This window comes from Microbacterium sp. As-52 (assembly GCF_049949185.1).
In the GTDB taxonomy this organism is placed as follows: domain Bacteria; phylum Actinomycetota; class Actinomycetes; order Actinomycetales; family Microbacteriaceae; genus Microbacterium; species Microbacterium maritypicum_A.
The window spans coordinates 2,221,633-2,242,446 of record NZ_CP188171.1; the positions used below are offsets into that span (position 1 = coordinate 2,221,633).

The window sequence follows — 20,814 nt, forward strand, 5'->3', positions numbered from 1 at the left end:
CTTACTTGTCCACGCGGTTGGCGTTGGCGTACTCGACGATCTTGTCGAGCTGGGCCTTGGAGTCCGCCTCGCCGTTGACGGCGAGGGCGATCTGCTGGGTCATGTAGGTGGCCATGTCGGAGGTCCACTGGAACGGCAGCGCCTTGGCGTCCTTCATCGCGCCGAAGACGGTATCGATCGCCGAGAGCTGCTTCTCGTCGGTGACGGTGGAGGCGATGTTGTCGACGACCTCGTCGCCGCCTTCGGCGGTGCCGGGGGCGGTGCCGACGGCGAGCGACGAGAAGGCCACCTGGTTCTCCTGGTTCGTCGCGAACTCCGCGAATGCGAGTGCGGCTTCCTTGTTGTCGGAGTCGGCCGAGACGTTGAGGCCCTGCACGTACAGGGGCGCGATGCCGAGCCGCGGCGTGGCCACCGTGCTCGCGAGCAGTGCCGGTGCGTCCTTCTGCAGATCGGTCGTGAAACCGGTGCCGCCGGTCGTGAAGGCGACCTTCTCCTGGATGTACGCCTCCGCATTCCCGCCGTAGTCGCCGGTCAACGCCTCGGCGGGCATCGCGCCCGCCGCGTACGCGTCGGCGTACTTGTCGATGATCGCGGCGGCCTCGTCGGTGTTGAAGTCGAACTCTCCCTTGTCGTTGATGACCTCCATGCCGGCGGCAGTGAACGTGTCGAGGGCCGGGATGGAGGAGAGGAGCTGCACCTTTCCGCCGGACTCCGTCGCCACGTCCTTCGCGAGCGTGAGGAGTTCGTCGACGGTGGTCGGGAGGTTCTCCTGGGTGACGCCGAAGGGAGCGAGCTGGGCGAGGTTCCACCAGGACGCGTCGCTGGAGAGGTACCACGGCAGCCCGTAGGTGCCTTCCATGCCGGGGTACTGGCTGTAGGCCTCCCAGGCGCCGGTGTTGTAGCCCGACTTCAGGTCGGGATCGGCGGTCTCCAGGTCGACCAGCTTGCCCGCCGCCACCAGCGGGTAGGCGATGTCGGGCGGGAGGTTCAGCACGTCCGGAAGAGTGTCGGCGTTCGCCTGGCTCAGGATCTTGTCCTGGTAGCCGTCGCCCGGCTGGTCGAGCCACTCGACGGTGACGTCGGGGTGCTCCTTCTCGAAGGCATCGATCAGGTCTTCGAAATAGGGAGTGAACTTCTCGTTCTTGAGCGACCATGTCTGGAACTGGATCGTGCCGCTGAGCTCGCCCGAGGTGTCGATGGGGCCCGAGGCGCCGGAAGAGCCCCCGCCTCCCGTGCAACTCGTCAGCGCCAGAACGCCGATGCTGAATGCTGCCAGAGCGACAATGCGTGTGGGAACTTTCATCGTGCTTCTTCCTCGAGGCGGGCGAATCCGCGTGACGTCCGGATCAGCGGCCTGCGCACACCGGGGACTACAACGCTTTAGCAGATGAAACCATCCGATCTCCTCCCTGTCAAGACGGTCCGTCGACGGAATACCGGTGACCGGCATCGCAGGGTGGATCACCTGTTGCTCAAGCGTTATAGTGGTGCGAAATCCGCCCTCTCCGAAGGGCATGTCCGAAAGGCCTGACACATGATGCAGCGCGGCGCCCTCGATGCTCCTCTGAGGTTCGGGGCGAACTACACGCCGTCGAAGAACTGGATGCACTCCTGGCTCGACTTCACCCCCGACGACGTGCGCCGCGACTTCTCGGCCCTCGCGGAGCTCGGCCTCGACCATGTCCGGGTCTTCCCGCTGTGGACCGTGCTGCAGCCGAACCGCACTCTCATCCGCGAGAAGGCGATCGACGATGTGCGCGCCGTCGTCGACATCGCCGGCGAGTTCGGCATGGACGCCAGTATCGACGTGGTCCAGGGGCACCTGTCGAGCTTCGACTTCGTGCCGTCGTGGTTGTACACGTGGCACGACAAGAACATGTTCACCGATCCGCGGGCGCTCGAAGGTCAGGTCGCGCTCGTCGACCGGCTCGCCCGGGGTCTGCGCGACGCTCCGAACTTCCTCGGGCTGACGCTCGGCAACGAGACGAACCAGTTCTCCGCGCACACGCATCCCTCTCCCTGGCCGGTCACGCAGGACGAGGCCGGCGGCTGGATCTCGGCCCTGCTGCAGGCGGCGGAGACCGCGGCGCCCGGGCTCCCGCACGTCCACAGCGAGTACGACGCCGTCTGGTACATGGACGGTCACGGCTTCACCCCGGCGCATGCCTCGCGGCTGGGGGCGATGACCACGATCCACTCCTGGATCTTCAACGGCACCGCGCAGCGCTACGGTGGCCGTTCCGTCGCTTCCGATCGCCATGCCGAGTACCTGATCGAGCTCTCCCGCGCCTTCGCGACCGACCCCGACCGCGTCGTATGGCTGCAGGAGGTCGGGGCGCCCTCGAACTGCCTCGCCGATGACGAGATGCCGGATTTCCTGGAGGCGACGGTGCGCTCCGCCGTGCGCACCGAGAATCTGTGGGGCATCACGTGGTGGTGCTCGCATGACGTGAGCCGTGACCTCGGCGACTTCCCCGAGTTGGAGTACACCCTCGGTCTGATCGGTCAGGACGGTGCAGCGAAGCCCATCGGCCGCCGGCTCGCCGAGATCATCCCCGAGCTGCGGCAACGGGTCGCGGCGCCCGCGAGAGACACCGCGATCGTCGTGGACGTCGACGAGCGCGAGGTTCCCGTGAGCCGGGCGGCGCTGAGCCCCGGCGGAGCGGTGTTCCAGGCCTGGGTCGACGCGTGTGCCGCCGGCCTCGATCCCGCACTGATCACGTCCCGTGACGCGCTCGATCCCACTGCGCTCGATGCGCGGGGGATCCGCCGACTCATCCGTCCCGATGCATCGGCCGATGTCGTCGACCCCTACGGATCGGTCAACACCGTCGTTCCGAGCTGAGGGCGGCTCACCCGAGGCGGGAGGGCGGGGCCGTGCTCTCGCGCGCGGTGAGCACGGGTGTCGGACCCTCGACGCTGGGCAGGTTGGCTCCCGCCTCGATCTGCTGCAGCAGGAGAGTGGCGGCGCGTTCGCCGAGCTCGAAGGTGTCGCGCGTCATCGCCGTGATCGAGGGGTTGATCAGACCGGCGATCACCGAGTCGTCGAACGAGGCGAGCGAGACGTCGCGCGGAACCGCGCGTCCCATCTCCTGCGCGACGCGCAGGCCGGCGACGGCCATCACGTCGTTGTCGTAGACGATCGCCGTCGGTCGCTGCCGGCCCGACAGCAGCGCCCGCGTCACGGCGGAGGCGCGGGCGGGCGAGAAGTCGGTCGTGATGACCTCGCCCTCGAGGCCGTCGACGGTCATGCGCTCGAGCACCTCGGCGCGCAGTCGCGTGTGCTCGAGTTCGGCCGGACCGGCCACGTAGGCGATGCGGGCGTGGCCGAGGGCGGCGAGGTAGGAGAAGAGGGTCTCGGCGACCGTGTCGTCGCCGATCCAGACGCTCGGCACCGAGCCTTCGGGGGAGGGCTCGGACCCGATCATGACGGCGCGCGCGTCGAGGGCCTCGATGCGTCCGATGCGCGGGTCGTCGTCGCGGGGGTCGATGAAGATGAAGCCGTCGACCTGGTTGGAGGAGCGCCACTGGCGGTGCACCTCCATCTCCTCCGCGATGTCGGCGACCAGTCGCAACTGCAGGCTCACCTTGCTCTCCGACAGCCGCGACTCGATGCCCGCGATCAGGTCGGTGAAGAAGGCCTCGGAGCCGAGGGAGCGGGCGGGGCGGGCGAGGGCGAATCCGACCGTGTTCGCGCGGGCCCCGACGAGTGCCCGGGCCGCGGAGCTCGGCTGCCAGCCGTTCTCCTCGACGATCGTGAGGATGCGATGCCTGGTCTCGTCGCTCACGCCGGGGCGGCCGTTCAGCGCGAACGACACCGCACCGGGGGAGACCCCCGCCATGCGCGCGATATCGGCGATCGTCACGCGTTTCGCCGGGCTCATAGTCCCTCACCCTACTTGATCGGTTTAGCCTCGGGAAAGAAGCGCCGACGTGCCTTAGACTCTTCGACTAGATCGCTTTAGTACACCAGATAGCATCAGTCGCAGCGCATCACCAGCAGACCCGAATCAGCCCTCACCGTCGAGCCCGGAGATCCCCCCATGCATGACGACACGTCGCTCGCCGAGGTGGGCACTCGTCTGCAGTCGGCAAGAGGTGAGGAGATCGCGCGATGGCTGGCGATCCCGCAGCCGACGACCCTCGCGCTCAGGGTCGGGGCCTGGCGCCCGTCATCCGTACGGGTCATCGCCGAGGAGCCCGAGTACGCGCGGGAGGCGGAACGGCTGTCGGGCGAGCTCGCAGCCCTCGGCATCCCGAGCGGCGAGGCCGCGGTGATTCGGCTGCGGCGCGGGGACGCCGACGGCGACGGCGACACGGCCGGCGACAGCGAGTCGTTCGAGATCGACGTCGACGCCGACATCGACGTGCGGGCGGCCGGAGCCGCCGGAGCGTTCCGGGCGACGCGACAGCTGCTGCACAACCTGCGCGCGCAGGGGCGGGTGCCGAAGGGGCGGGTGTCATCGGTCCCTGTGGTGGCGGAACGGGGCTTCCACCTCGACGCCGCCCGCCGCTACTTTGCTGCCTCGTGGATCATCGCACTGCTGCACGCGCTCGCCGACGTCGGGATCACGACGTTCCAGTGGCACCTCTCCGACAACGAGGGTTTCCGCATCGGGTCGACAGCCTTCCCCGAGATAGTCTCCCCCGCGCACGTCACCCGCGTGGAGGCAGCGGCCGTGGCGGACGCGGCCGCTGACCTGCACATCGACCTCGTGCCCTCGCTCGACATGCCAGGGCACCTCCGCCACGCCCTCTCCGTGCACCCGGAGCATCGGCTGCCGGCAGCTGGCGGACCGTGCACCGACCATGCGCTCGACATCACCCGTGCCGAGTCCATCGACTTCGCGTCGGCGCTGATCGACGACGTCGCCGCCGTGTTCCCGCACAGCACGAACTGGCACCTCGGCGGAGACGAGTTCGTCGACTTCGCCCGCATCGACGAGTACCCCGCGCTCGCAGAAGCGGCACGAGAGCGGCATGGGCCATCCGGCACCGGTTTCGACCTGCTGACGGGTTTCGTGAACGAGATCGCCGTGCATCTCCGTGCGAAGGGGCTCGCCCCCCGGGTCTGGAACGACGGGATGCTGCGTAGTGGAGAAGTCGTCCTCGATCACGACATCGTGCTGACCTGGTGGACGAACTGGCATGCGCAGATGCCGTCCCTCGGGGTGGGCATCGAAGCCGGCAATCCGCTGGTGAACTTCCACGATGCGCTGTTCTACTACGTCCTCGGAGAGAAGGCGGGCTACCTCTACCCGACGAGCGAGCGCATCTGGGAAGCCGACTGGCATCCCGGGCTGTTTCCGTCTCTTCCTGGCGGGGCGCGGCAGGAGATCCGGCCGCCCTATCCGCAGCGGCTCCTCGGAGCGTCGTTCTCGGTCTGGTCGGACGATGCCGCAGCGCAGACGCCGGTCGAGGTCGCAGACGGCATCCGTCGACCACTTCGCGCCATGGCCGAGCGCGCCTGGAACGGAGGGAGCTCGCTCTCGCACGACGACTTCTGCGCGATCGATGCGGCGATCGGTGTCCCGACTGCCGTCACCACGACCGCATCCACCAGCCACACGACCGCCACCAGCCACACGACCGCCACCACCCACCTTCGAGCCCGGAGATCCACCCATGCATGACGACACCTCGCTCACCGTCGGCCGCGTCAAGCGCGTACTCGAAGAGCGCATCCGCCCGGCGATCCACTCGGCCTCCGTGCCGTTGGACGTCGAGATCCACGAGCTGCCCGGCGAGCCGATCGCGCCCGCGGAGGGACTCGCCCTCGACTACGCGCCCGGCGCTGTCGGCGCTCCCTGGGGTCCCGCGTGGGGCACCACGTGGTTCAAGCTCACCGGTCTGGTGCCGTCCGAATGGGCGGGGCGGCGTGTCGAAGCTCTCATCGACCTCGGCTTCGACGTGAACATGACCGGTTTCCAATGCGAGGCCCTGGCCTATCGCCCGGGTGGCGCGGACGGCGACCCGATTCCCGTGAAGAGCATCAATCCGCGCAACCAGTGGGTTCCGATCGCCGAGACGGCTGCGGGAGATGAGCCCGTCGAGCTGTACCTCGAGGCCGCGTCCAACCCGGTGCTCCTCGACTACCACCCCTTCCTGCCCACGCAGGAGGGCGACATCCTCACCTCCTCGAAGGAGCCGCTCTACCGCGCGCGGCGGATGGACCTGGCCGTGTTCGAGCAGGAGGTCTTCGACCTGTCCCTCGACCTCGAGGTGCTGTTCGAGCTGCAGGCCGAGCTGCCGGCGACGTCGCCCCGCCGCATGCGCATCCTGCAGGCCATGGACGATGCCCTCGACGTGCTCGATCTGCAGCACATCGTGCAGACCGCTCCCGACGCCCGCGCCCGCCTCGCCGAGGTGCTGGCCGCTCGGGCCGAGGCGAGTGCGCACCGCATCTCGGCCGTCGGGCACGCGCACATCGACTCGGCCTGGCTGTGGCCGGTGCGCGAGACGATCCGAAAGGTCGCACGCACGACCTCGTCGATGACGACGCTCATCGACGAGCAGCCCGAGTTCCAGTACGGCATGTCCAGCGCGCAGCAGTACGCCTGGATCAAGGAGCACCGCCCCGAGGTGTGGGAGCGGGTCAAGGCCGCTGTCGCCTCCGGGCGATTCCTGCCGCTGGGCGGCATGTGGGTCGAGTCCGACACCGTGATGCCGACCGGCGAATCGCTCGTGCGGCAGTTCTCGCACGGGCAGCGGTTCTTCGAGCGCGAGTTCGGCATCCGCTCGAAGGGGGTCTGGCTGCCGGACAGCTTCGGCTACTCGCCCGCCCTGCCGCAGCTGATGCGCCGTGCCGGTTTCGAGTGGTTCTTCACGCAGAAGATCTCGTGGAACCAGCAGAACGTCTTCCCACACCACTCGTTCCTCTGGGAGGGCATCGACGGCTCGCAGGTGTTCACGCACTTCCCCTCCATGGACACGTACAACTCGCAGCTGAGCGGCATGGAGGTCGCGAAGGCGTCGCGCCAGTTCAAGGAGAACCGCCTCAGCTCGCGGTCGATCGCTCCGGTCGGCTGGGGCGACGGCGGCGGTGGCACCACCCGGGAGATGACAGGCAAGGCTGAGCGCCTGCGCGACCTCGAGGGCAGTGCGCAGGTGGTGTGGGAGCACCCGGACGTCTTCTTCGACGCGGCGAAGGCGGAGCTGCCGAATCCGGCCGTGTGGGTCGGCGAACTGTACCTCGAGCTGCACCGCGGCACGCTCACCAGCCAGCACGCCACGAAGGCGCTGCACCGTTGGGCCGAGCACGCGCTGATCGAGGCCGAGCTGTGGGCCGCGACCGATGCCGTGCGCACCGGCGCCGACTACCCGCAGGCCGAGTTCGACCGGTTGTGGCAGGCCGTGCTGCTGCACGAGTTCCACGACATCCTGCCCGGCACCTCGATCGCGTGGGTGCACCGCGAGGCCGTCGCGGTGCTGTCGGATGTGCTGTCGGACGCGCGCGACATCGCCGATGCCGCCCGCCGCTCGCTCGCCGGCGACGGTGATCGCGCACTGCGCTTCGAGCCGACGTCCGTCGGGTATGCCACGAAGGGCGGCCGCGCGCTCGGGGCGGCGTTCGTCGCCGAGCCCACGGCAGCACCGGTGTCGCTCACGGAAGAGAATGGCGGCTGGCGCCTGGAGAACGAGCTCGTGTCGGTGCTCGTCTCGGCCGAGGGACTCATCGTCTCGGCGGTCGACAAGGCCTCCGGGCGTGACGCCGTCGCGCCGGGTAAGGCCGCGAACCTGTTCCAGCTGCACCAGGACTTCCCGAACATGTGGGACGCGTGGGACATCGATCGGTACTACCGCAACAGCGTCGACGACCTCACCGGGGTCTCGTCGATCGAGGCCTCGGTCGTGAACGGCGTCGCGCAGATCGTGGTCGTCCGTGCGTTCTCGGAGTCGACGATCACCCAGACGATGCTCCTCGCTCCGGATTCGCGCACCGTGCTGCTGCGCAACGAGGTCGACTGGCACGAGACCGAGAAGCTGCTCAAGCTCGCCTTCCCGCTCGACATCCAGGCCGCGCACACCGAGGCCGAGACCCAGTTCGGGTTCCAGTCGCGCGTGACGCACACCAACACCAGCTGGGAGGCCGCGAAGTTCGAGACGTCGATGCACCGTTTCGTGCTCGTGCGCGAGCAGGACTTCGGCGCCGCCCTCGTGAACGACTCGATCTACGGCTACGACACGTCGCGCGAGGTCTCGGACGATGCCGTGACCACGACGGTGCGGCTCTCGTTGCTGCGGGCGCCGCGGTTCCCCGACCCCGACACCGACCACGGCGTCCACGAGATCGAGGTCGGCTTCGTGATCGGCGCGGATGCCGCGATCGCCACGGCCGAGGGCATCCGGATCAACACCCTCCCGTCGATCGTGCGCGGTGAGCGGGAGGTAGAACCGCTCGTCTCCGTGCAGGGCGAGGGGATCGTCGTGTCGGCCGTCAAGCTGGCGGACGACGGCTCGGGTGATGTGATCGTGCGTGTGTACGAGGCGCTCGGCCGTCGCGCGGTCGGTGAGCTGTCGGTCGGGTTCGCACACCGAGACGTGCGCGAGGTGAGCCTGATCGAGGACGACATCGACGAGGCGCGGATCGGTGGCGAGCTGCGGCTGCGCCCGTTCGAGGTGCGGACGCTGCGCATCGTGCGCTGAGTGAAGTGTGATCAGGCGCACGCGCGGGATCAGGCGGAATGTCCGCGGAAGGGCCTGATCTCGCGTGCCTGCCGGTTGTGGCGACCGGTGCCCGGGAGGACGATGGCGAGATGGTGAGCATCGAGGATGTGCGCGCGTTCGCCCTCGCCCTTCCCGGCGCCGAGGAGTCGGTGAGCGGTCACACGGGTGAGGCTGCCTGGCGGCTGAAGAGCGGACAGTTCGCGTGGCTCCGCGGCCCGAGCGCGACCGACCTGCGGGAGCTGGCGGAGCTCGGACGTGAGTGGCCGGCGGGAACGGTGCTCGCGGTGCGCGTCGCCGACCTCGAGGAGAAGGAGGCGCTGCTCGCCGCAGAACCCGACGTGCTCTTCACCATCCCCCACTTCGACGGATACCCCGGATTGCTCGTGCGTCTCGACGCCGTCGACCGCGCCCGGATCGAGGAAATCATCACCGACGCCTGGCTGGTGCGGGCGCCCTCCCGCGTCGCGAAGAAGTGGCTCGCGGAGCGCGGGCTGGAATGAGAGAGGCGCGGACGTGGACGTCGGCCAGGCGGCGCGGTCCTCGCTCGCGGCGCTCCCTCGCGATCAAAGCCCCGTCGAGCTCGCTGGATCGGAACCATGTCCGGCCGCGGGCGTCCCCGGCGATCCGCTGCGAGACGAGATGGTCTCTAACCGGGGGCGCTTCCACGAAGTATCCGACGGGAGCCAGATTCCTGAGCAGCAGTCGGCGAATGGAAGGCCCGAACCGCACGGGCAATCTTCCTGATCCTCGATCGGTCGATCGGGGACCATGTCTCCCGACGAGAGTGTGTCGTCGTTCTCATCGATCCACTCATTCATGCCGGTACGCCAATACGTGTCCATGCCGAGGTGCCAGGCGGCGGATTCACCCAGGACCTGTGCGGTGTCCTCGATCCACCGCGCCGCAGGTCCCAGGAACGCCGTGAAATGCCACCCGGCCAGAACGATATGTGAGAGGCAACCCCCGAATCCCCGGAACTGGACGATGTTGGCCTGTGCCCGTGGGTTGACATCCGGTATGACCGTGTTGGCGAGCCGATAGCCCTCCACGGCGAGTCGGCTCGCAGGGTAGACGTCGGACACGATCATCTTCACCAGCTCATTGGTCTCGCCGCGTGAGAGCGAGTTTCGGGAGTAGAGCGTCGCTGGTGAGAGATGTGCCTTCAAGACGATCCCCGCAAGCGCCCTCTTCACAAGCGTCGTGTCGACACCAGCCAAAAGGACGTCGCCGTCGGACGGCGACGCCGTGACAGAGATGGATGTGAGCGCTGGGGTTGTGCCGCTGGTCAGGGTGGAGAGGTAGCGCTCGGCATCTCCCAACCGCTGGTCACACTCCCGGCAGAACAGGTAGCTCTTGATGAAGTCCTGTCGTTTCGTGACGACGCCGCGAGAGTTGTAGACGCCGAGCAGCCCGCCTTCGTTCTTCGCCCAGCGGGCTGCCCACTTCGGCGTGACGTGCCCCAGGACCAACGGCTTGACCGTTCGGCACAGTCCGCATGGCTGAACGACTTCAGCTCTGAGGTCACTCCCGACGATGAGCGACGAGCGAGGCCCTTCGATGATGGCCTCGCGGCTTCGCGTGGGGCGAATCGCACCAGACACGGCTCTCGGCTGTCTCTGCTCCCGTCTCCTCGATGCATTTCCCACGTCGGCAATGTTTCCATAGCATCGACGTGGCAGTGATGCGCTAGAACGGGAGCATGACTTCAGACGTGACGGGGATCGGCGGCCTCTTCTTTCGCAGCAGGGATCCGGAGGCACGGGCCACGTGGTATCAGCAGCATCTCGGCATCAGCGCCGGTCACACCGGCACCTGGCAGCAGGACGCGGGGATGACCGTCTTCGCGCCGTTCCCCGCCGACAGCGACTACTTCGCCGCCGACCAGCAGTTCATGCTGAACCTGCGCGTCACCGACATCGAACAGCTCGCCGTGAGGCTGGAATCCGAGGGCATCCCGGTGGAGCGCCGAGACGAGTGGAACACCGAGGAGTACGGGACGTTCGCCCGCATCCACGATCCCGAAGGTCTCGCGATCGAGCTGTGGCAACCACCGGCGGAATCGTCTTGAACCGAGCCGCTTCCGCGCTCAGGCCGGATCGAGGCGCAGCACGTCGGGCGATTCGCCGCCGGTGAGGTCGTCCGCGATGCGGAGGCTGCGCGCCAGATCGTCGAGCGCGCCGATCAGTGTGCCGAACCGTTCCTTGTCGCTGCACACCGCGGTCAGGGTCACCAGGTGGGTCCCGGTGTCCCAGGTGTACGTCGCGAACGGCGGCGACGCCGGCGACGGCGGCATCGGTACCAGCAGCTTCTCGCCCACGCCGAGCCGGGTGGGGAACGACTCCGTGTCGTCGTAGTCCATCGGCATCGAGGCCCGCGCGATGCGCACATCCGGCGTCAGGACCTGTGCGGTCGCCATCGCCACGACAAGCTCCGCCTCGGCCTTCCACGTCCACACCAGCACGCGTCCGTCTGCCCGCTTCATGAGCATCGGCGCCGCCTGGCTCATCGCCCACGCGCCGAACTTCGAGCCCGGCCGCTCCGTCGCCCCCACGGCCGCATTGACCTGACCGAGCAGCATCCGGATCGCGGCCTTGCGGTGGCGGCGGCCCTTCCAGCCGAGCGAGTCCGTCACGGGAATCCACAGCTGGGGATCGGCGTCGGCAGTCAGTCGCATGGCTCCACGGTATCGGCTGCACCTGAGGGATGCCCGGTACGCCTCGGCCGCGCGAACAGGGCCCTCGGGTAGAGTGGCCAGCGCCCGACCAGGGCTTTCCCTTGGCCGCCACATCGTAAGGCAGCATGTCTGTGACCTCCTCCGACGATCCGATCGATCCGTCGAGCGGCCCCGCCGCCGAACCCGCGCCCCGACCATTGAAGATCGTGATCGGCTGCGACACGTTCGCGCCCGACATCAACGGCGCCGCCCGGTTCGCCGAGCGTCTCGCCGCCGGCCTCGTGCAGCGTGGCCACGACGTGCATGTCGTCGCCCCCAACCAGGCCTATCGCCGTGCGCAGCCGCACACCGAGGTGATCGAGGGCGAGCCGATGACGCTGCACCGTCTGCCGTCGTTGCGCTGGGCGCCGCACGACTGGCTGCGCTTCGTGTGGCCGTGGCGCTCGAAGCACTACGCCCGCAAGGTCCTCGACCATGTGCAGCCCGACGTCGTGCACATCCAGTCGCACATCGTGATCGGCCGCGGTCTCGCGTACATCGCGCACGAGCGCGGGATCCCGGTCATCGCCACGAACCACGTCATGGCCGAGAACATCCTCGACCACACGACCATGCCGAAGTTCATCGACGACCTGGTCCTCAAGTTCGCCTGGGCCGATGCGAAGCGCACCTTCGACATGACCCGCGCGATCACCACTCCCACCCGTCGCGCCGCCGACTTCCTCGAGAAGACCGTCGAGGTGAAGGGTGTGATCCCGGTCAGCTGCGGCATCGACCGCACGCAGTACACGCCGGTGATCGCCCCGCGCGACGAGAACCGGATCATCTTCGTCGGCAGGCTCACCGCCGAGAAGCAGGTCGAGGTCATCCTCAAGGCGATGACGAAACTCGACCCGGCGCTGGAGACGACGTTCGACATCGTGGGCGGCGGCGATCAGCGCAAGCAGCTGGAGCACCTGACCGCGCAGCTCGGACTCGCCGACCGTGTGACCTTCCACGGACGGACGAGCGATGAAGAGCTCCGCGCCCTGCTGTCGCGCGCGAGCCTGTTCGTGATCGCCTCGATCGCCGAGCTGCAGTCCATCGCGACGATGGAGGCCATGGCCTCGGCTCTGCCGATCGTCGCCGCGGACGCCGTCGCCCTTCCGCACCTCGTGCACCACGGTGAGAACGGATACCTGTTCGAGCCGGGCAACGTCGATGCGCTCGCCGCGCGCCTCACCGACGTGCTCACGGCGGAGCCCGCGGAATACCAGCGGATGGAGCAGGCATCGCTCGACGGCGTCGCCATCCACGACATCAACCGCACCCTCGACACCTTCGAGGCGCTGTATCGCGACGAGCCGCTGCCGGAGTAGCACGCATGCACATCGTCTTCTTCGGCGACCAGCACCTCGACTCGCTCGGCGGTGCGCAGGTGTCGATGCGGCTCCAGCGGGAGTTCCTCGAGCGTGCCGGTCACATCGTCACGGTGGTCGCCCCGAAGATGCACGGGTCGAGCCATTCATCCGGCTCGCACGGCGGCGCGTACATCGACCTGCCGTCGATGCCGATCACGACGGATCGCGAGTACGCGATGAGCTGGCCGGGGCGTGGGAGCGACCGCTTCCTCGACAAAGCCATGACCCATCGTCCCGCGGTGGATCTGGTGCACGTGCAGGCCGACTTCTGGGGCGCGTTCATCGGGCACCGTTACGCGCAGCGCCACGGCATCCCGGTCGTGCACACCATGCACAACCGCGTCGACGTCGGCATCGCCGCCGTCACCCCGCTGCACGGGCCGGTGCTGGCGGCGCTGAACATCTGGCGCCGGATCGCGATGCGCGGCATCGGAGTCCCCGTGCCCGGCACCGACGGCTGGGCGTTCCTGCGAGGACTCGCCGCCGGAGCATCCGCCGTCACCGCGCCCTCGACGCACTTCGCCCGCCGCCTCGAACAGCACGGTGTCTTCCCGCACGTGGACGTGATCTGGAACGGCATCGACGACGACCTCCGCGCGCAGACGCTCAACGCCGGGCCCGCAGACCGCACGCCGGGACGCCCGCGCTTCGTGTGGCTCGGCCGGATGAGCCCCGAGAAGCGACTGCTCCCGTTCCTGGAAGCGTTCATCGCCTCCGGCATCGATGCGGATCTCGAGATCATCGGCGGCGGAGCGCAGCGTTCCGCGGCAGAGAAGATCGTGCGCGGGCGTGGGGGCATCCGATTCGCCGGCCGGTTGACCTACCCGCAGACGCTGGCGCGGATCGCCGCGGCCGATGCCCTCGTGCAGACGTCGATCGGCTTCGAGACCCAGGGCATGACCCCGTTCGAGGCGGCGACGCTCGGAACCCCGTCGGTGATCTGCGACCCCGACATCGCGGCGGAGCTCGGCGGCGGACTCTGGGCCGTTCCTGATGCCGAGGAGTCGGCGAGCGGACGAGGCCTCGAAGCCCAGCGCACGGCAGCACTCGCCGAGACGCTGCGGCAGGCCGCATCCGATATCGCCGCGGGCACCGCACCCACCCCGCTCCCCGAAGTGGCCGAAGCCTTCCGGCAGTCGTCGCGCACGGCGGCGATGGTCGAGGTCTACCGGAGGGTTCGCGCCGACAGCTGAACCGGCGCTGGCTCAGAGGTAGGCCCTGTCTCAGAGGTAGGCGCCGTCTCAGAGGTACTGGTACAGGGCGATCGTCAGTCCGGTGACGGCGATCCCGATGGCACCGGCCCCCGCGATGCCGACGGCGATGCCCGTGAGCAGCCGATTCGTGGGCCGGCGCACCGCGATCAACCCCAGCACGAGGGCGACGACGTAGGCGAAGAAGCTGAGGATCCCGATGCCGTTGTCGAACGCGAGCATGAACGCGAATCCGCCATCACCGCCGTAGACGAACGGCCGGGCGACGGAGCTGAACAGGTTGACCGCGAGAGTGGCCACCGCGATCACGAACGCCGCGACCGCGAGCGGGTTGCCGGTCCGGGCCTGCGCCGGGGGTATCGCCTGGCCGGGGAACGGGGGATGCCCCGGTGCGTACGCCTGCCACCCGGGAGCGGACGCCGGATACGCGGGCGGAGACGACGGCGGAAAGGGCGTCGAGGAAGCCGTCGAGGAGGGAGGTGAGCCGTCGGGCGCGGGTGACCGAGACGGAGGCGGCGGGGTCGAGCGCTGCGGCGCGGCCGGATACTGCGCTGCGGCCGGATACTGCGGTGCGGCGGGCAGATGCGCGGTCGGGACGGGAGGCTGCTGAGGCTCGCTCATGACGACGAGCGTAGCCGCCGCTGCGAGGATCGGCGGCAGGCGATCAGCGATAGACGTGCCCGGACTCGGCCTGGTGGCCGACGTCGCGGCCGGCGACGCGCGTCCAATCGGTGGGGGTGCGTCGGTAGCCGTCCCGGCGCAGTTCGATGACGGTGGCGACGGTCGCCCACGCAGCGAGGAGGAGGAGTGCGATGAGGAGTACCATGGCAGAAACGCTACGTTCGATGTCGAACAGCCACGAGTGGCAGAATAGACTATGAACGTCGGAAAACTGCCAACAGGAGTGAGTATGAGGACGGTCGCCTGCGTCATCCAGGACGGGTTCGCGCCCTTCGAGTTCGGCGTCGCCTGCGAGGCATTCGGCCTCGACCGCGCCGACGACGGGGTGCCGAACTTCGACTTCCGCATCGTCGCTCCCCGTGCCGGTGTCGTGACCTCGAAGATCGGCTTCTCGGTCAACGTCGAGCACGATCTGACCTTCGCCTACGACGCCGACCTCGTCGTGTTCTGTCCGCTCCCTCGGGAGAGGTGGGGCGACATCGATCCGCTCCTGCTCGACCTCGCCCGTCACGCGGTGGCACGCGACGCCTGGGTGATGAGCGTGTGCAGCGGGTCGTTCATCCTCGCCGCCGCAGGAGTGCTCGACGGTCGGCGCGCCACCACGCACTGGATGTACGCGCACGTCATGGCCGACATGTACCCGCAGATCGACATCGACCCCGACGTGCTGTTCGTGCAGGACGGCAAGATCATCACGAGCGCGGGCACGGCCGCCGGGATCGACGCGTGCCTGCACCTGCTGCGGCAGGAGGTGGGAGCGGAGCTCACCAACCGCATCGCCCGCCGCATGGTCGTGCCGCCGCAGCGCGACGGCGGGCAGGCGCAGTTCATCGATCGCCCGATCCCCGTGGTTCCCACCGACTCGCTCGCGGCCGTCGCCGACTGGGCGGTCGAGCACCTGCGTGACGACCTCGGCGTCGATCAGCTGGCGGCCAAGGCCCTGATGTCACCGCGCACCTTCGCCCGTCGGTTCAAGGCCGAGTACGGCGCGACGCCCGCGGCCTGGTTGGCGCGTCAGCGCATCATCCATGCGCAGCGGATGCTGGAGCGCACCGACCTGCCGCTCGAGCACATCGCCGACGAATGCGGGTTCGGCTCGGCGGCCGTGCTGCGGCAGAACTTCGCCCGGGTGCTCGGCCTCACCCCCACGGCCTATCGCGCGCGGTTCTCCTGTGCCGAGGAGTCGGCTGTTCCCGCCGCCTGAGCGGGTATCGGCTCCTCGGCGGTCCGCTACTCGGTCCGCTACTCAGTCCAGTGGGCCGGCGAGGGGAGCGTGACGTCGTTCACCTCGACGCCGCCGGGGGTCACCGTGGCGATGCAGTACAGCAGCGACTGCGTGGGGTAGCCATGCGGACGGTTGTCGCGGATGATCGCCCGGTCATCCTCCGCGGGCAGCGCGGTCGAGGAGGCGAGCAGCGCGGTCCACTCCGTCGTCCAGTCGTCGCTGTCCGCCGTCGGTCCCAGGGCGCGGAACTCCGGCAGCCAGGCCTCGATGCGCGGGGTCGTCGCGTCGTCGAGGTCGTCATGCGCGATCATGTGCGTGCCGGGATCGATGGTCGTCTCGCGCAGCTCGACACCGTCCCACGACAGCACCCGTGCACCCTCGGGGCGCACCTCGAGCAGGTTGAAGCCGTGCATGGCCAGCGGGGCGACGGGGGAGCGGCCCCTCACCGACTCCAGCGCGAGAGCGCCACGAGAGACGGCGCGCGCATCGGGAAGGCCGCCCACGTCGGCGCGGTTCAGCAGCACGGCGAGCCGACGTTCGGCGGGGTTCGCGGCGAGCCAGGCGCCACCGGCGCGGCGATCGCGGATCCCGACCACGCCGGGGTAGTCCTCCGGCCACCAGGCTCCGAGCGAGTCCCATGCGCGTAGCGGGTCTTCATCGCGGACCGCGAGAAGACGTGCGGATCCGGCATTCTCGACATCGATCACGACCGTGCACACGGTCCCCAGTCTAGGTCGGGGATGAGGTGTCGGCCCATGGCGGCGGATGCTGGGGCAGAATCGAGACGTGAACATCGTCGTCGGAGTCACGGGCGGCATCGCCGCGTACAAGACGGTGCACCTCGTGCGCCTGCTCACGAAGGGTGGGCACGACGTGACCGTGGTGCCCACCGAGGATGCGTTGCGCTTCGTGGGATTGCCCACATGGGAGGCGATCAGTCGGCACCCGGTCACCACGAGCGTGCACGAGGATGTGGCGAAGGTGCGGCACGTGGCTCTCGGTCAAGCCGCCGAGCTGGTGATCGTGGCACCCGCGACCGCGAACTCCCTCGCGAAGATCACCGCGGGCCTCGCCGACGACCTGCTGGGCACCACGCTGCTCGCCACCGAGGCCCCGGTGCTGATCGCTCCGGCGATGCACGCGGAGATGTGGCGGAATCGCGCGACACAGGCGAACATCGCCACGCTGCGTGAGCGCGGCGTCCACATCGTCGGCCCGGCCGACGGAGAGCTCGCCGGCGGTGACAGTGGACCCGGCCGCATGTCGGAGCCGGAGGACATCTTCGCCGCGGCGCAGGCGCTGCTGGCCCCCGGTGACCTCGCCGGGGTGCGGGTCGTGGTGTCGGCCGGCGGCACGCGGGAGCCGATCGACCCCGTGCGCTTCCTGGGCAACCGCTCCAGCGGCAGGCAGGGCGCGGCTCTCGCGGCCGAAGCCGCCGCGCGCGGCGCCGAGGTCACCCTGGTCTCGGCCAACATCTCGGGCGATGTGCTCGCCGAGGTGCGGCATCCGTCGATCCGCATCGTGCCGGTCGGCGCGGCGGCGGAGCTCTCCGCGGCGATGAAGCGGGAATCCGCCGACGCCGACGTGGTCGTCATGGCCGCGGCGGTCGCGGACTACCGCCCGGTCGAGGTGTCGGAACGCAAGCTCACCAAGGAGGGCGGCGGGATTCCGGCCATCGAGCTGGTCGAGAACGAGGACATCGTCGCGGCACTCGCCTCGTCACGCCGACCGGGGCAGTTCGTCGTCGGTTTCGCCGCGGAGACCCCGGAGGACGAAGCCGAACTGCTCGCCCGCGCGCGCGGCAAGCAGCGGCGCAAGGGCGTCGACCTGCTGGTGGTGAACGAGGTCGGCTGGGAGCGCGGGTTCGAGTCCGCCGAGAACGCGGTGCACATCCTCGGGCCGGGTGGTGTCGACGCCGGGGTGGCATCGGGGTCCAAGCGCGCCGTCGCGGCGGCGATCTGGGATGCCGTCCGGCGCGAGCGCTGAGCGCAGGATCGGCGACGGCGGGCGGGGGAACGGACTGGAGGAGAATCTCGGCGAGTGCTAAACTTGAGTCAACACAACTCAACTTTGATCCCGCCTCCCGATCCGGCAGGCGGGAGACGACCAGAAGGAGCATCTCCAAGGAGGAGCGCATGACCACCCCGCAGACCGGCAACCAGAACCAAGAGCAGCAGTCCGCCCTCGAGCAGTTCGGCATCAACCTGACCGACCGCGCCCGCGAGGGCAAGCTCGACCCCGTGATCGGACGAGACAGCGAGATCCGTCGCGTCAGTCAGGTGCTCACCCGCCGCACGAAGAACAACCCCGTGCTGATCGGTGAGCCGGGCGTCGGCAAGACCGCCGTCGTCGAAGGACTCGCCCAGCGCATCGTCGCGGGCGATGTCGCCGAGTCCCTCAAGGACAAGGAGCTGGTCACCCTCGACATCTCCGCCCTCGTGGCCGGCGCGATGTACCGCGGGCAGTTCGAGGAGCGGCTGAAGCAGGTGCTCAAGGAGATCACCGAGTCCGACGGACAGGTCATCACGTTCATCGACGAGCTGCACGTGCTGATGGGTGCCGGCGGCGGCGAGGGGTCGGTCGCGGCCTCCAACATGCTCAAGCCCATGCTGGCCCGCGGTGAACTGCGCCTGATCGGCGCGACCACTCTCAACGAGTATCGCGAGTTCATCGAGAAGGACGCCGCCCTCGAGCGCCGCTTCCAGCAGGTCTACGTCGGAGAGCCCTCGGTCGAGGACACGATCGCGATCCTCCGCGGACTCAAAGGTCGCTACGAGGCCCACCACGGGGTCACGATCTCCGACAGCGCCCTCGTCGCCGCCGCCGCGCTCTCGAGCCGCTATCTTCCCGCGCGCCAGCTTCCGGACAAGGCGATCGACCTGATCGACGAGTCGATGTCGCGGCTGAAGATGGAGATCGACTCGTCTCCGGTCGAGATCGATCAGCTCAAGCGCCAGGTCGACCGCATGAAGCTCGAAGAGCTCGCGCTCAAGCGGGAGAAGGACGCCGCCTCCAAGGAGCGTCTGAGTGCCCTGCGCGAGCAACTCGTCGGCATGGAGAAGCAGCTCGCCGAGCTCGAGGCCCGGTGGGCGCGAGAGCGGCAGGGGCTGAACCGGGTCGGTGAGCTGAAGAAGCAGCTCGACGACGCGATCACCCAGCGCGACCTCGCCATGCGCAACGCCGACTACACGAAGGCCTCGAAGCTGGAGTACGAGACCATCAAGCGTCTGGAGCGCGACATCGCCGAGGCCGAGCAGGCCGAGGCTGCGACGCCGGCGGAACCCCGCATGGTCAACGAACAGGTCACCGACGAGGACATCGCCGCCGTGATCGCCGCGTGGACGGGTATCCCTGTCGGGCGTCTGCTGCAGGGCGAGAGCGAGAAGCTGCTGCACTTGGAGCAGGAGCTCGGCAAGCGCCTGATCGGTCAGAAGGACGCCGTGAAGGCCGTATCGGATGCCGTGCGCCGTTCGCGTGCGGGTATCAGCGACCCCGGTCGGCCGACCGGATCGTTCCTGTTCCTCGGCCCCACCGGTGTCGGAAAGACCGAGCTGGCCAAGGCGCTGGCCGAGTTCCTCTTCGACGACGAGCACGCCATGGTGCGCATCGACATGTCGGAGTACGGCGAGAAGCACTCGGTCTCGCGACTCGTCGGCGCCCCTCCCGGATACATCGGATACGAGCAGGGCGGTCAGCTGACCGAGGCCGTGCGACGTCGCCCGTACAGCGTGATCCTGCTCGACGAGGTCGAGAAGGCCCACCCCGAGGTGTTCGACGTGCTGCTGCAGGTGCTCGACGACGGTCGCCTGACCGACGGTCAGGGGCGCACGGTCGACTTCTCGAATGTGATCCTGATCCTCACGTCGAACCTGGGATCGCCGATCCTCATCGACCCGGTGCTCGCACCCGATGAGAAGCGCGATCAGGTCATGGCCCTCGTGCGGCAGGCATTCCGTCCGGAATTCCTGAACCGACTCGACGACATCGTGATGTTCTCGGCCCTGAGCGAGGACGACCTCGCCCAGATCGTGGAGCTCTCGGTCGACCAGCTGCACGACCGGCTGCGCGACCGTCGCCTCACACTCGCCGTCACCCCCGATGCGCGGGCCTGGCTCGCCGAGCGCGGGTACGACCCCATGTTCGGTGCGCGACCGCTGCGCCGCCTCATCCAGAGCGAGGTGCAGAACAAGCTCGCCACCGCGCTGCTCTCGGGCAACGTGCACGACGGCGACACCGTGCGGGTCGACGTGGCCGCCGACGGGGCGGGCCTCGTGCTCACCTCGACGACGCCCGACCCCGAGCCGGAGGAAGACGACGTGATCGAGGCCGAACTGCTCGAGGACTGAGCTGCTCGAGGACTGAGCTGCTCAAGGGCTGAGCTGAGACGCACAGCAGAGGGGCTCGTGGATGATCCACGGGCCCCTCTGCCCGTCTGATGCGCCCTGCTTCAGGGGTGCGGGCGAGACGCTGCCGCGAGCGCCCGACCGGTGAGGGAGTCGTCGTCGCCCGAGATCTCTGCCGGAGTGCCGGTGAAGATCAGCTGACCGCCATCGGAACCGGCACCCGGACCGATGTCGACGACGTGGTCGGCGCGGGCGACCACGCGCAGATTGTGCTCGACCACGACCAGCGTCGCCCCCTCGTCGAGCAGGTCGTCGAAGAGGGCGTTGACGGTGTCGACGTCGGTCGGATGCAGTCCTGAGGTCGGCTCGTCGAGGATGATGCGGTCGGCGCGATCGCGTTGCGGCTCGCTGAGGTGCCGGGCCAGCAGCAGCCGTTGCTTCTCGCCGCCGGAGAGGGTGTCGAGCGAGCGTCCGACCGGGATGTAGCTCAGGCCGGTGCGCTGCACCCAGTCCAGCGCGTCGACCACGTCCGGGTGGTCGGAGAAGAGCGCGCTGACCTCGGCCGGCGTCGACGCCAGCACGTCGGCGATCGAGGAGCCGTCGACCTGCACGC

General features: G+C 68.8%; 18 protein-coding genes. 10 read left to right on the top strand and 8 right to left on the bottom strand.

Annotation, left to right across the window (positions count from 1 at the left end; translation table 11 throughout):
* Position 1 precedes the first annotated feature (1 nt).
* Positions 2–1,303 carry an ABC transporter substrate-binding protein gene (locus ACLFA2_RS10635; RefSeq protein ID WP_021201717.1) on the bottom strand — a complete coding sequence of 434 codons (1,302 nt, stop codon included), beginning with the start codon at positions 1,301–1,303 and terminating at the stop codon, positions 2–4.
* A gap of 231 nt (positions 1,304–1,534) precedes the next feature.
* Here ACLFA2_RS10635 and ACLFA2_RS10640 point away from each other — a divergent pair, with 231 nt between their 5' ends.
* Entirely contained in the window at positions 1,535–2,845 is a 1,311-nt protein-coding gene (locus ACLFA2_RS10640; protein WP_021201718.1) for a glycoside hydrolase 5 family protein, read from the top strand.
* A 7-nt stretch (positions 2,846–2,852) separates the two neighbouring features.
* On the opposite strand, the gene ACLFA2_RS10645 is transcribed toward ACLFA2_RS10640, so the two are convergent.
* The gene (locus tag ACLFA2_RS10645; protein WP_021201719.1) at positions 2,853–3,884 is read right to left on the bottom strand and encodes a LacI family DNA-binding transcriptional regulator; all 1,032 of its coding nucleotides are present in this window, start codon (positions 3,882–3,884) and stop codon (positions 2,853–2,855) included.
* 159 nt (positions 3,885–4,043) lie between these two features.
* Between ACLFA2_RS10645 and ACLFA2_RS10650 the strand changes: the two genes are divergently transcribed.
* The 3 genes from ACLFA2_RS10650 (at position 4,044) to ACLFA2_RS10660 (ending at position 9,167) form a co-directional block, all read left to right on the top strand.
* Positions 4,044–5,633 carry a family 20 glycosylhydrolase gene (locus tag ACLFA2_RS10650; protein WP_426621268.1) on the top strand — a complete coding sequence of 530 codons (1,590 nt, stop codon included), beginning with the start codon at positions 4,044–4,046 and terminating at the stop codon, positions 5,631–5,633.
* Positions 5,626–8,646 carry an alpha-mannosidase gene (locus ACLFA2_RS10655; protein ID WP_167255276.1) on the top strand — a complete coding sequence of 1,007 codons (3,021 nt, stop codon included), beginning with the start codon at positions 5,626–5,628 and terminating at the stop codon, positions 8,644–8,646. Before ACLFA2_RS10650 ends, ACLFA2_RS10655 begins: the two co-directional genes overlap by 8 nt.
* Positions 8,647–8,756: 110 nt before the next feature.
* Positions 8,757–9,167, top strand: a complete 411-nt coding sequence (locus ACLFA2_RS10660; protein ID WP_031208403.1) for an MmcQ/YjbR family DNA-binding protein — start codon at positions 8,757–8,759, stop codon at positions 9,165–9,167.
* A gap of 63 nt (positions 9,168–9,230) precedes the next feature.
* On the opposite strand, the gene ACLFA2_RS10665 is transcribed toward ACLFA2_RS10660, so the two are convergent.
* Positions 9,231–10,313, bottom strand: coding sequence for an SEC-C metal-binding domain-containing protein (locus ACLFA2_RS10665; RefSeq protein ID WP_167255278.1), 1,083 nt, complete (start codon positions 10,311–10,313; stop codon positions 9,231–9,233).
* A gap of 53 nt (positions 10,314–10,366) precedes the next feature.
* Here ACLFA2_RS10665 and ACLFA2_RS10670 point away from each other — a divergent pair, with 53 nt between their 5' ends.
* Positions 10,367–10,735 (top strand): VOC family protein, encoded by a 369-nt coding sequence (locus tag ACLFA2_RS10670; RefSeq protein WP_029259327.1) that lies wholly within the window; start codon positions 10,367–10,369, stop codon positions 10,733–10,735.
* Between the two features lie 18 nt (positions 10,736–10,753).
* Here the strand turns inward: ACLFA2_RS10670 and ACLFA2_RS10675 are convergent, their stop codons facing one another.
* Positions 10,754–11,341 carry a hypothetical protein gene (locus ACLFA2_RS10675; RefSeq protein ID WP_426621269.1) on the bottom strand — a complete coding sequence of 196 codons (588 nt, stop codon included), beginning with the start codon at positions 11,339–11,341 and terminating at the stop codon, positions 10,754–10,756.
* Between the two features lie 125 nt (positions 11,342–11,466).
* Between ACLFA2_RS10675 and ACLFA2_RS10680 the strand changes: the two genes are divergently transcribed.
* Positions 11,467–12,699 (top strand): glycosyltransferase, encoded by a 1,233-nt coding sequence (locus ACLFA2_RS10680; protein ID WP_426621270.1) that lies wholly within the window; start codon positions 11,467–11,469, stop codon positions 12,697–12,699.
* 5 nt (positions 12,700–12,704) lie between these two features.
* Positions 12,705–13,934 carry a glycosyltransferase gene (locus ACLFA2_RS10685; RefSeq protein ID WP_426621271.1) on the top strand — a complete coding sequence of 410 codons (1,230 nt, stop codon included), beginning with the start codon at positions 12,705–12,707 and terminating at the stop codon, positions 13,932–13,934.
* A gap of 48 nt (positions 13,935–13,982) precedes the next feature.
* On the opposite strand, the gene ACLFA2_RS10690 is transcribed toward ACLFA2_RS10685, so the two are convergent.
* Positions 13,983–14,573, bottom strand: a complete 591-nt coding sequence (locus tag ACLFA2_RS10690) for a hypothetical protein (protein ID WP_315072045.1) — start codon at positions 14,571–14,573, stop codon at positions 13,983–13,985.
* A gap of 43 nt (positions 14,574–14,616) precedes the next feature.
* Positions 14,617–14,778: a hypothetical protein gene (locus ACLFA2_RS10695; protein ID WP_021201728.1), complete on the bottom strand. Its 162-nt coding sequence runs from the start codon at positions 14,776–14,778 to the stop codon at positions 14,617–14,619.
* Between the two features lie 84 nt (positions 14,779–14,862).
* Between ACLFA2_RS10695 and ACLFA2_RS10700 the strand changes: the two genes are divergently transcribed.
* The gene (locus tag ACLFA2_RS10700; protein WP_029259322.1) at positions 14,863–15,837 is read left to right on the top strand and encodes a GlxA family transcriptional regulator; all 975 of its coding nucleotides are present in this window, start codon (positions 14,863–14,865) and stop codon (positions 15,835–15,837) included.
* A 38-nt stretch (positions 15,838–15,875) separates the two neighbouring features.
* Here ACLFA2_RS10700 and ACLFA2_RS10705 read toward each other — a convergent pair whose 3' ends face one another.
* A complete protein-coding gene (locus tag ACLFA2_RS10705) occupies positions 15,876–16,577 on the bottom strand; it encodes an NRDE family protein (RefSeq protein ID WP_021201730.1) in 702 nt (233 codons plus the stop codon).
* Between the two features lie 67 nt (positions 16,578–16,644).
* On the opposite strand from ACLFA2_RS10705, the gene coaBC reads away from it, so the two are divergent.
* Positions 16,645–17,844: a bifunctional phosphopantothenoylcysteine decarboxylase/phosphopantothenate--cysteine ligase CoaBC gene (gene coaBC / locus ACLFA2_RS10710; protein ID WP_347123799.1), complete on the top strand. Its 1,200-nt coding sequence runs from the start codon at positions 16,645–16,647 to the stop codon at positions 17,842–17,844.
* A gap of 149 nt (positions 17,845–17,993) precedes the next feature.
* A complete protein-coding gene (locus tag ACLFA2_RS10715; protein WP_021201732.1) occupies positions 17,994–20,204 on the top strand; it encodes an ATP-dependent Clp protease ATP-binding subunit in 2,211 nt (736 codons plus the stop codon).
* 101 nt (positions 20,205–20,305) lie between these two features.
* On the opposite strand, the gene ACLFA2_RS10720 is transcribed toward ACLFA2_RS10715, so the two are convergent.
* On the bottom strand, positions 20,306–20,812 hold the full coding sequence (locus tag ACLFA2_RS10720; protein WP_426621272.1) for an ATP-binding cassette domain-containing protein: 507 nt from the start codon (positions 20,810–20,812) through the stop codon (positions 20,306–20,308).
* Positions 20,813–20,814 lie beyond the last annotated feature (2 nt).

Coding starts and splice junctions, on each gene's coding strand:
- ACLFA2_RS10640 (WP_021201718.1), top strand. CDS start 1,535: ATGATGCAGCGCGGCGCCCTCGATGCTCCTCTGAGGTTCGGGGCGAAC.
- ACLFA2_RS10690 (WP_315072045.1), bottom strand. CDS start 14,573: ATGAGCGAGCCTCAGCAGCCTCCCGTCCCGACCGCGCATCTGCCCGCC.
- ACLFA2_RS10695 (WP_021201728.1), bottom strand. CDS start 14,778: ATGGTACTCCTCATCGCACTCCTCCTCCTCGCTGCGTGGGCGACCGTC.
- ACLFA2_RS10675 (WP_426621269.1), bottom strand. CDS start 11,341: ATGCGACTGACTGCCGACGCCGATCCCCAGCTGTGGATTCCCGTGACG.
- ACLFA2_RS10660 (WP_031208403.1), top strand. CDS start 8,757: ATGGTGAGCATCGAGGATGTGCGCGCGTTCGCCCTCGCCCTTCCCGGC.
- ACLFA2_RS10670 (WP_029259327.1), top strand. CDS start 10,367: ATGACTTCAGACGTGACGGGGATCGGCGGCCTCTTCTTTCGCAGCAGG.
- ACLFA2_RS10650 (WP_426621268.1), top strand. CDS start 4,044: ATGCATGACGACACGTCGCTCGCCGAGGTGGGCACTCGTCTGCAGTCG.
- ACLFA2_RS10645 (WP_021201719.1), bottom strand. CDS start 3,884: ATGAGCCCGGCGAAACGCGTGACGATCGCCGATATCGCGCGCATGGCG.
- ACLFA2_RS10715 (WP_021201732.1), top strand. CDS start 17,994: ATGACCACCCCGCAGACCGGCAACCAGAACCAAGAGCAGCAGTCCGCC.
- ACLFA2_RS10685 (WP_426621271.1), top strand. CDS start 12,705: ATGCACATCGTCTTCTTCGGCGACCAGCACCTCGACTCGCTCGGCGGT.
- ACLFA2_RS10635 (WP_021201717.1), bottom strand. CDS start 1,303: ATGAAAGTTCCCACACGCATTGTCGCTCTGGCAGCATTCAGCATCGGC.
- ACLFA2_RS10700 (WP_029259322.1), top strand. CDS start 14,863: ATGAGGACGGTCGCCTGCGTCATCCAGGACGGGTTCGCGCCCTTCGAG.
- ACLFA2_RS10680 (WP_426621270.1), top strand. CDS start 11,467: ATGTCTGTGACCTCCTCCGACGATCCGATCGATCCGTCGAGCGGCCCC.
- ACLFA2_RS10655 (WP_167255276.1), top strand. CDS start 5,626: ATGCATGACGACACCTCGCTCACCGTCGGCCGCGTCAAGCGCGTACTC.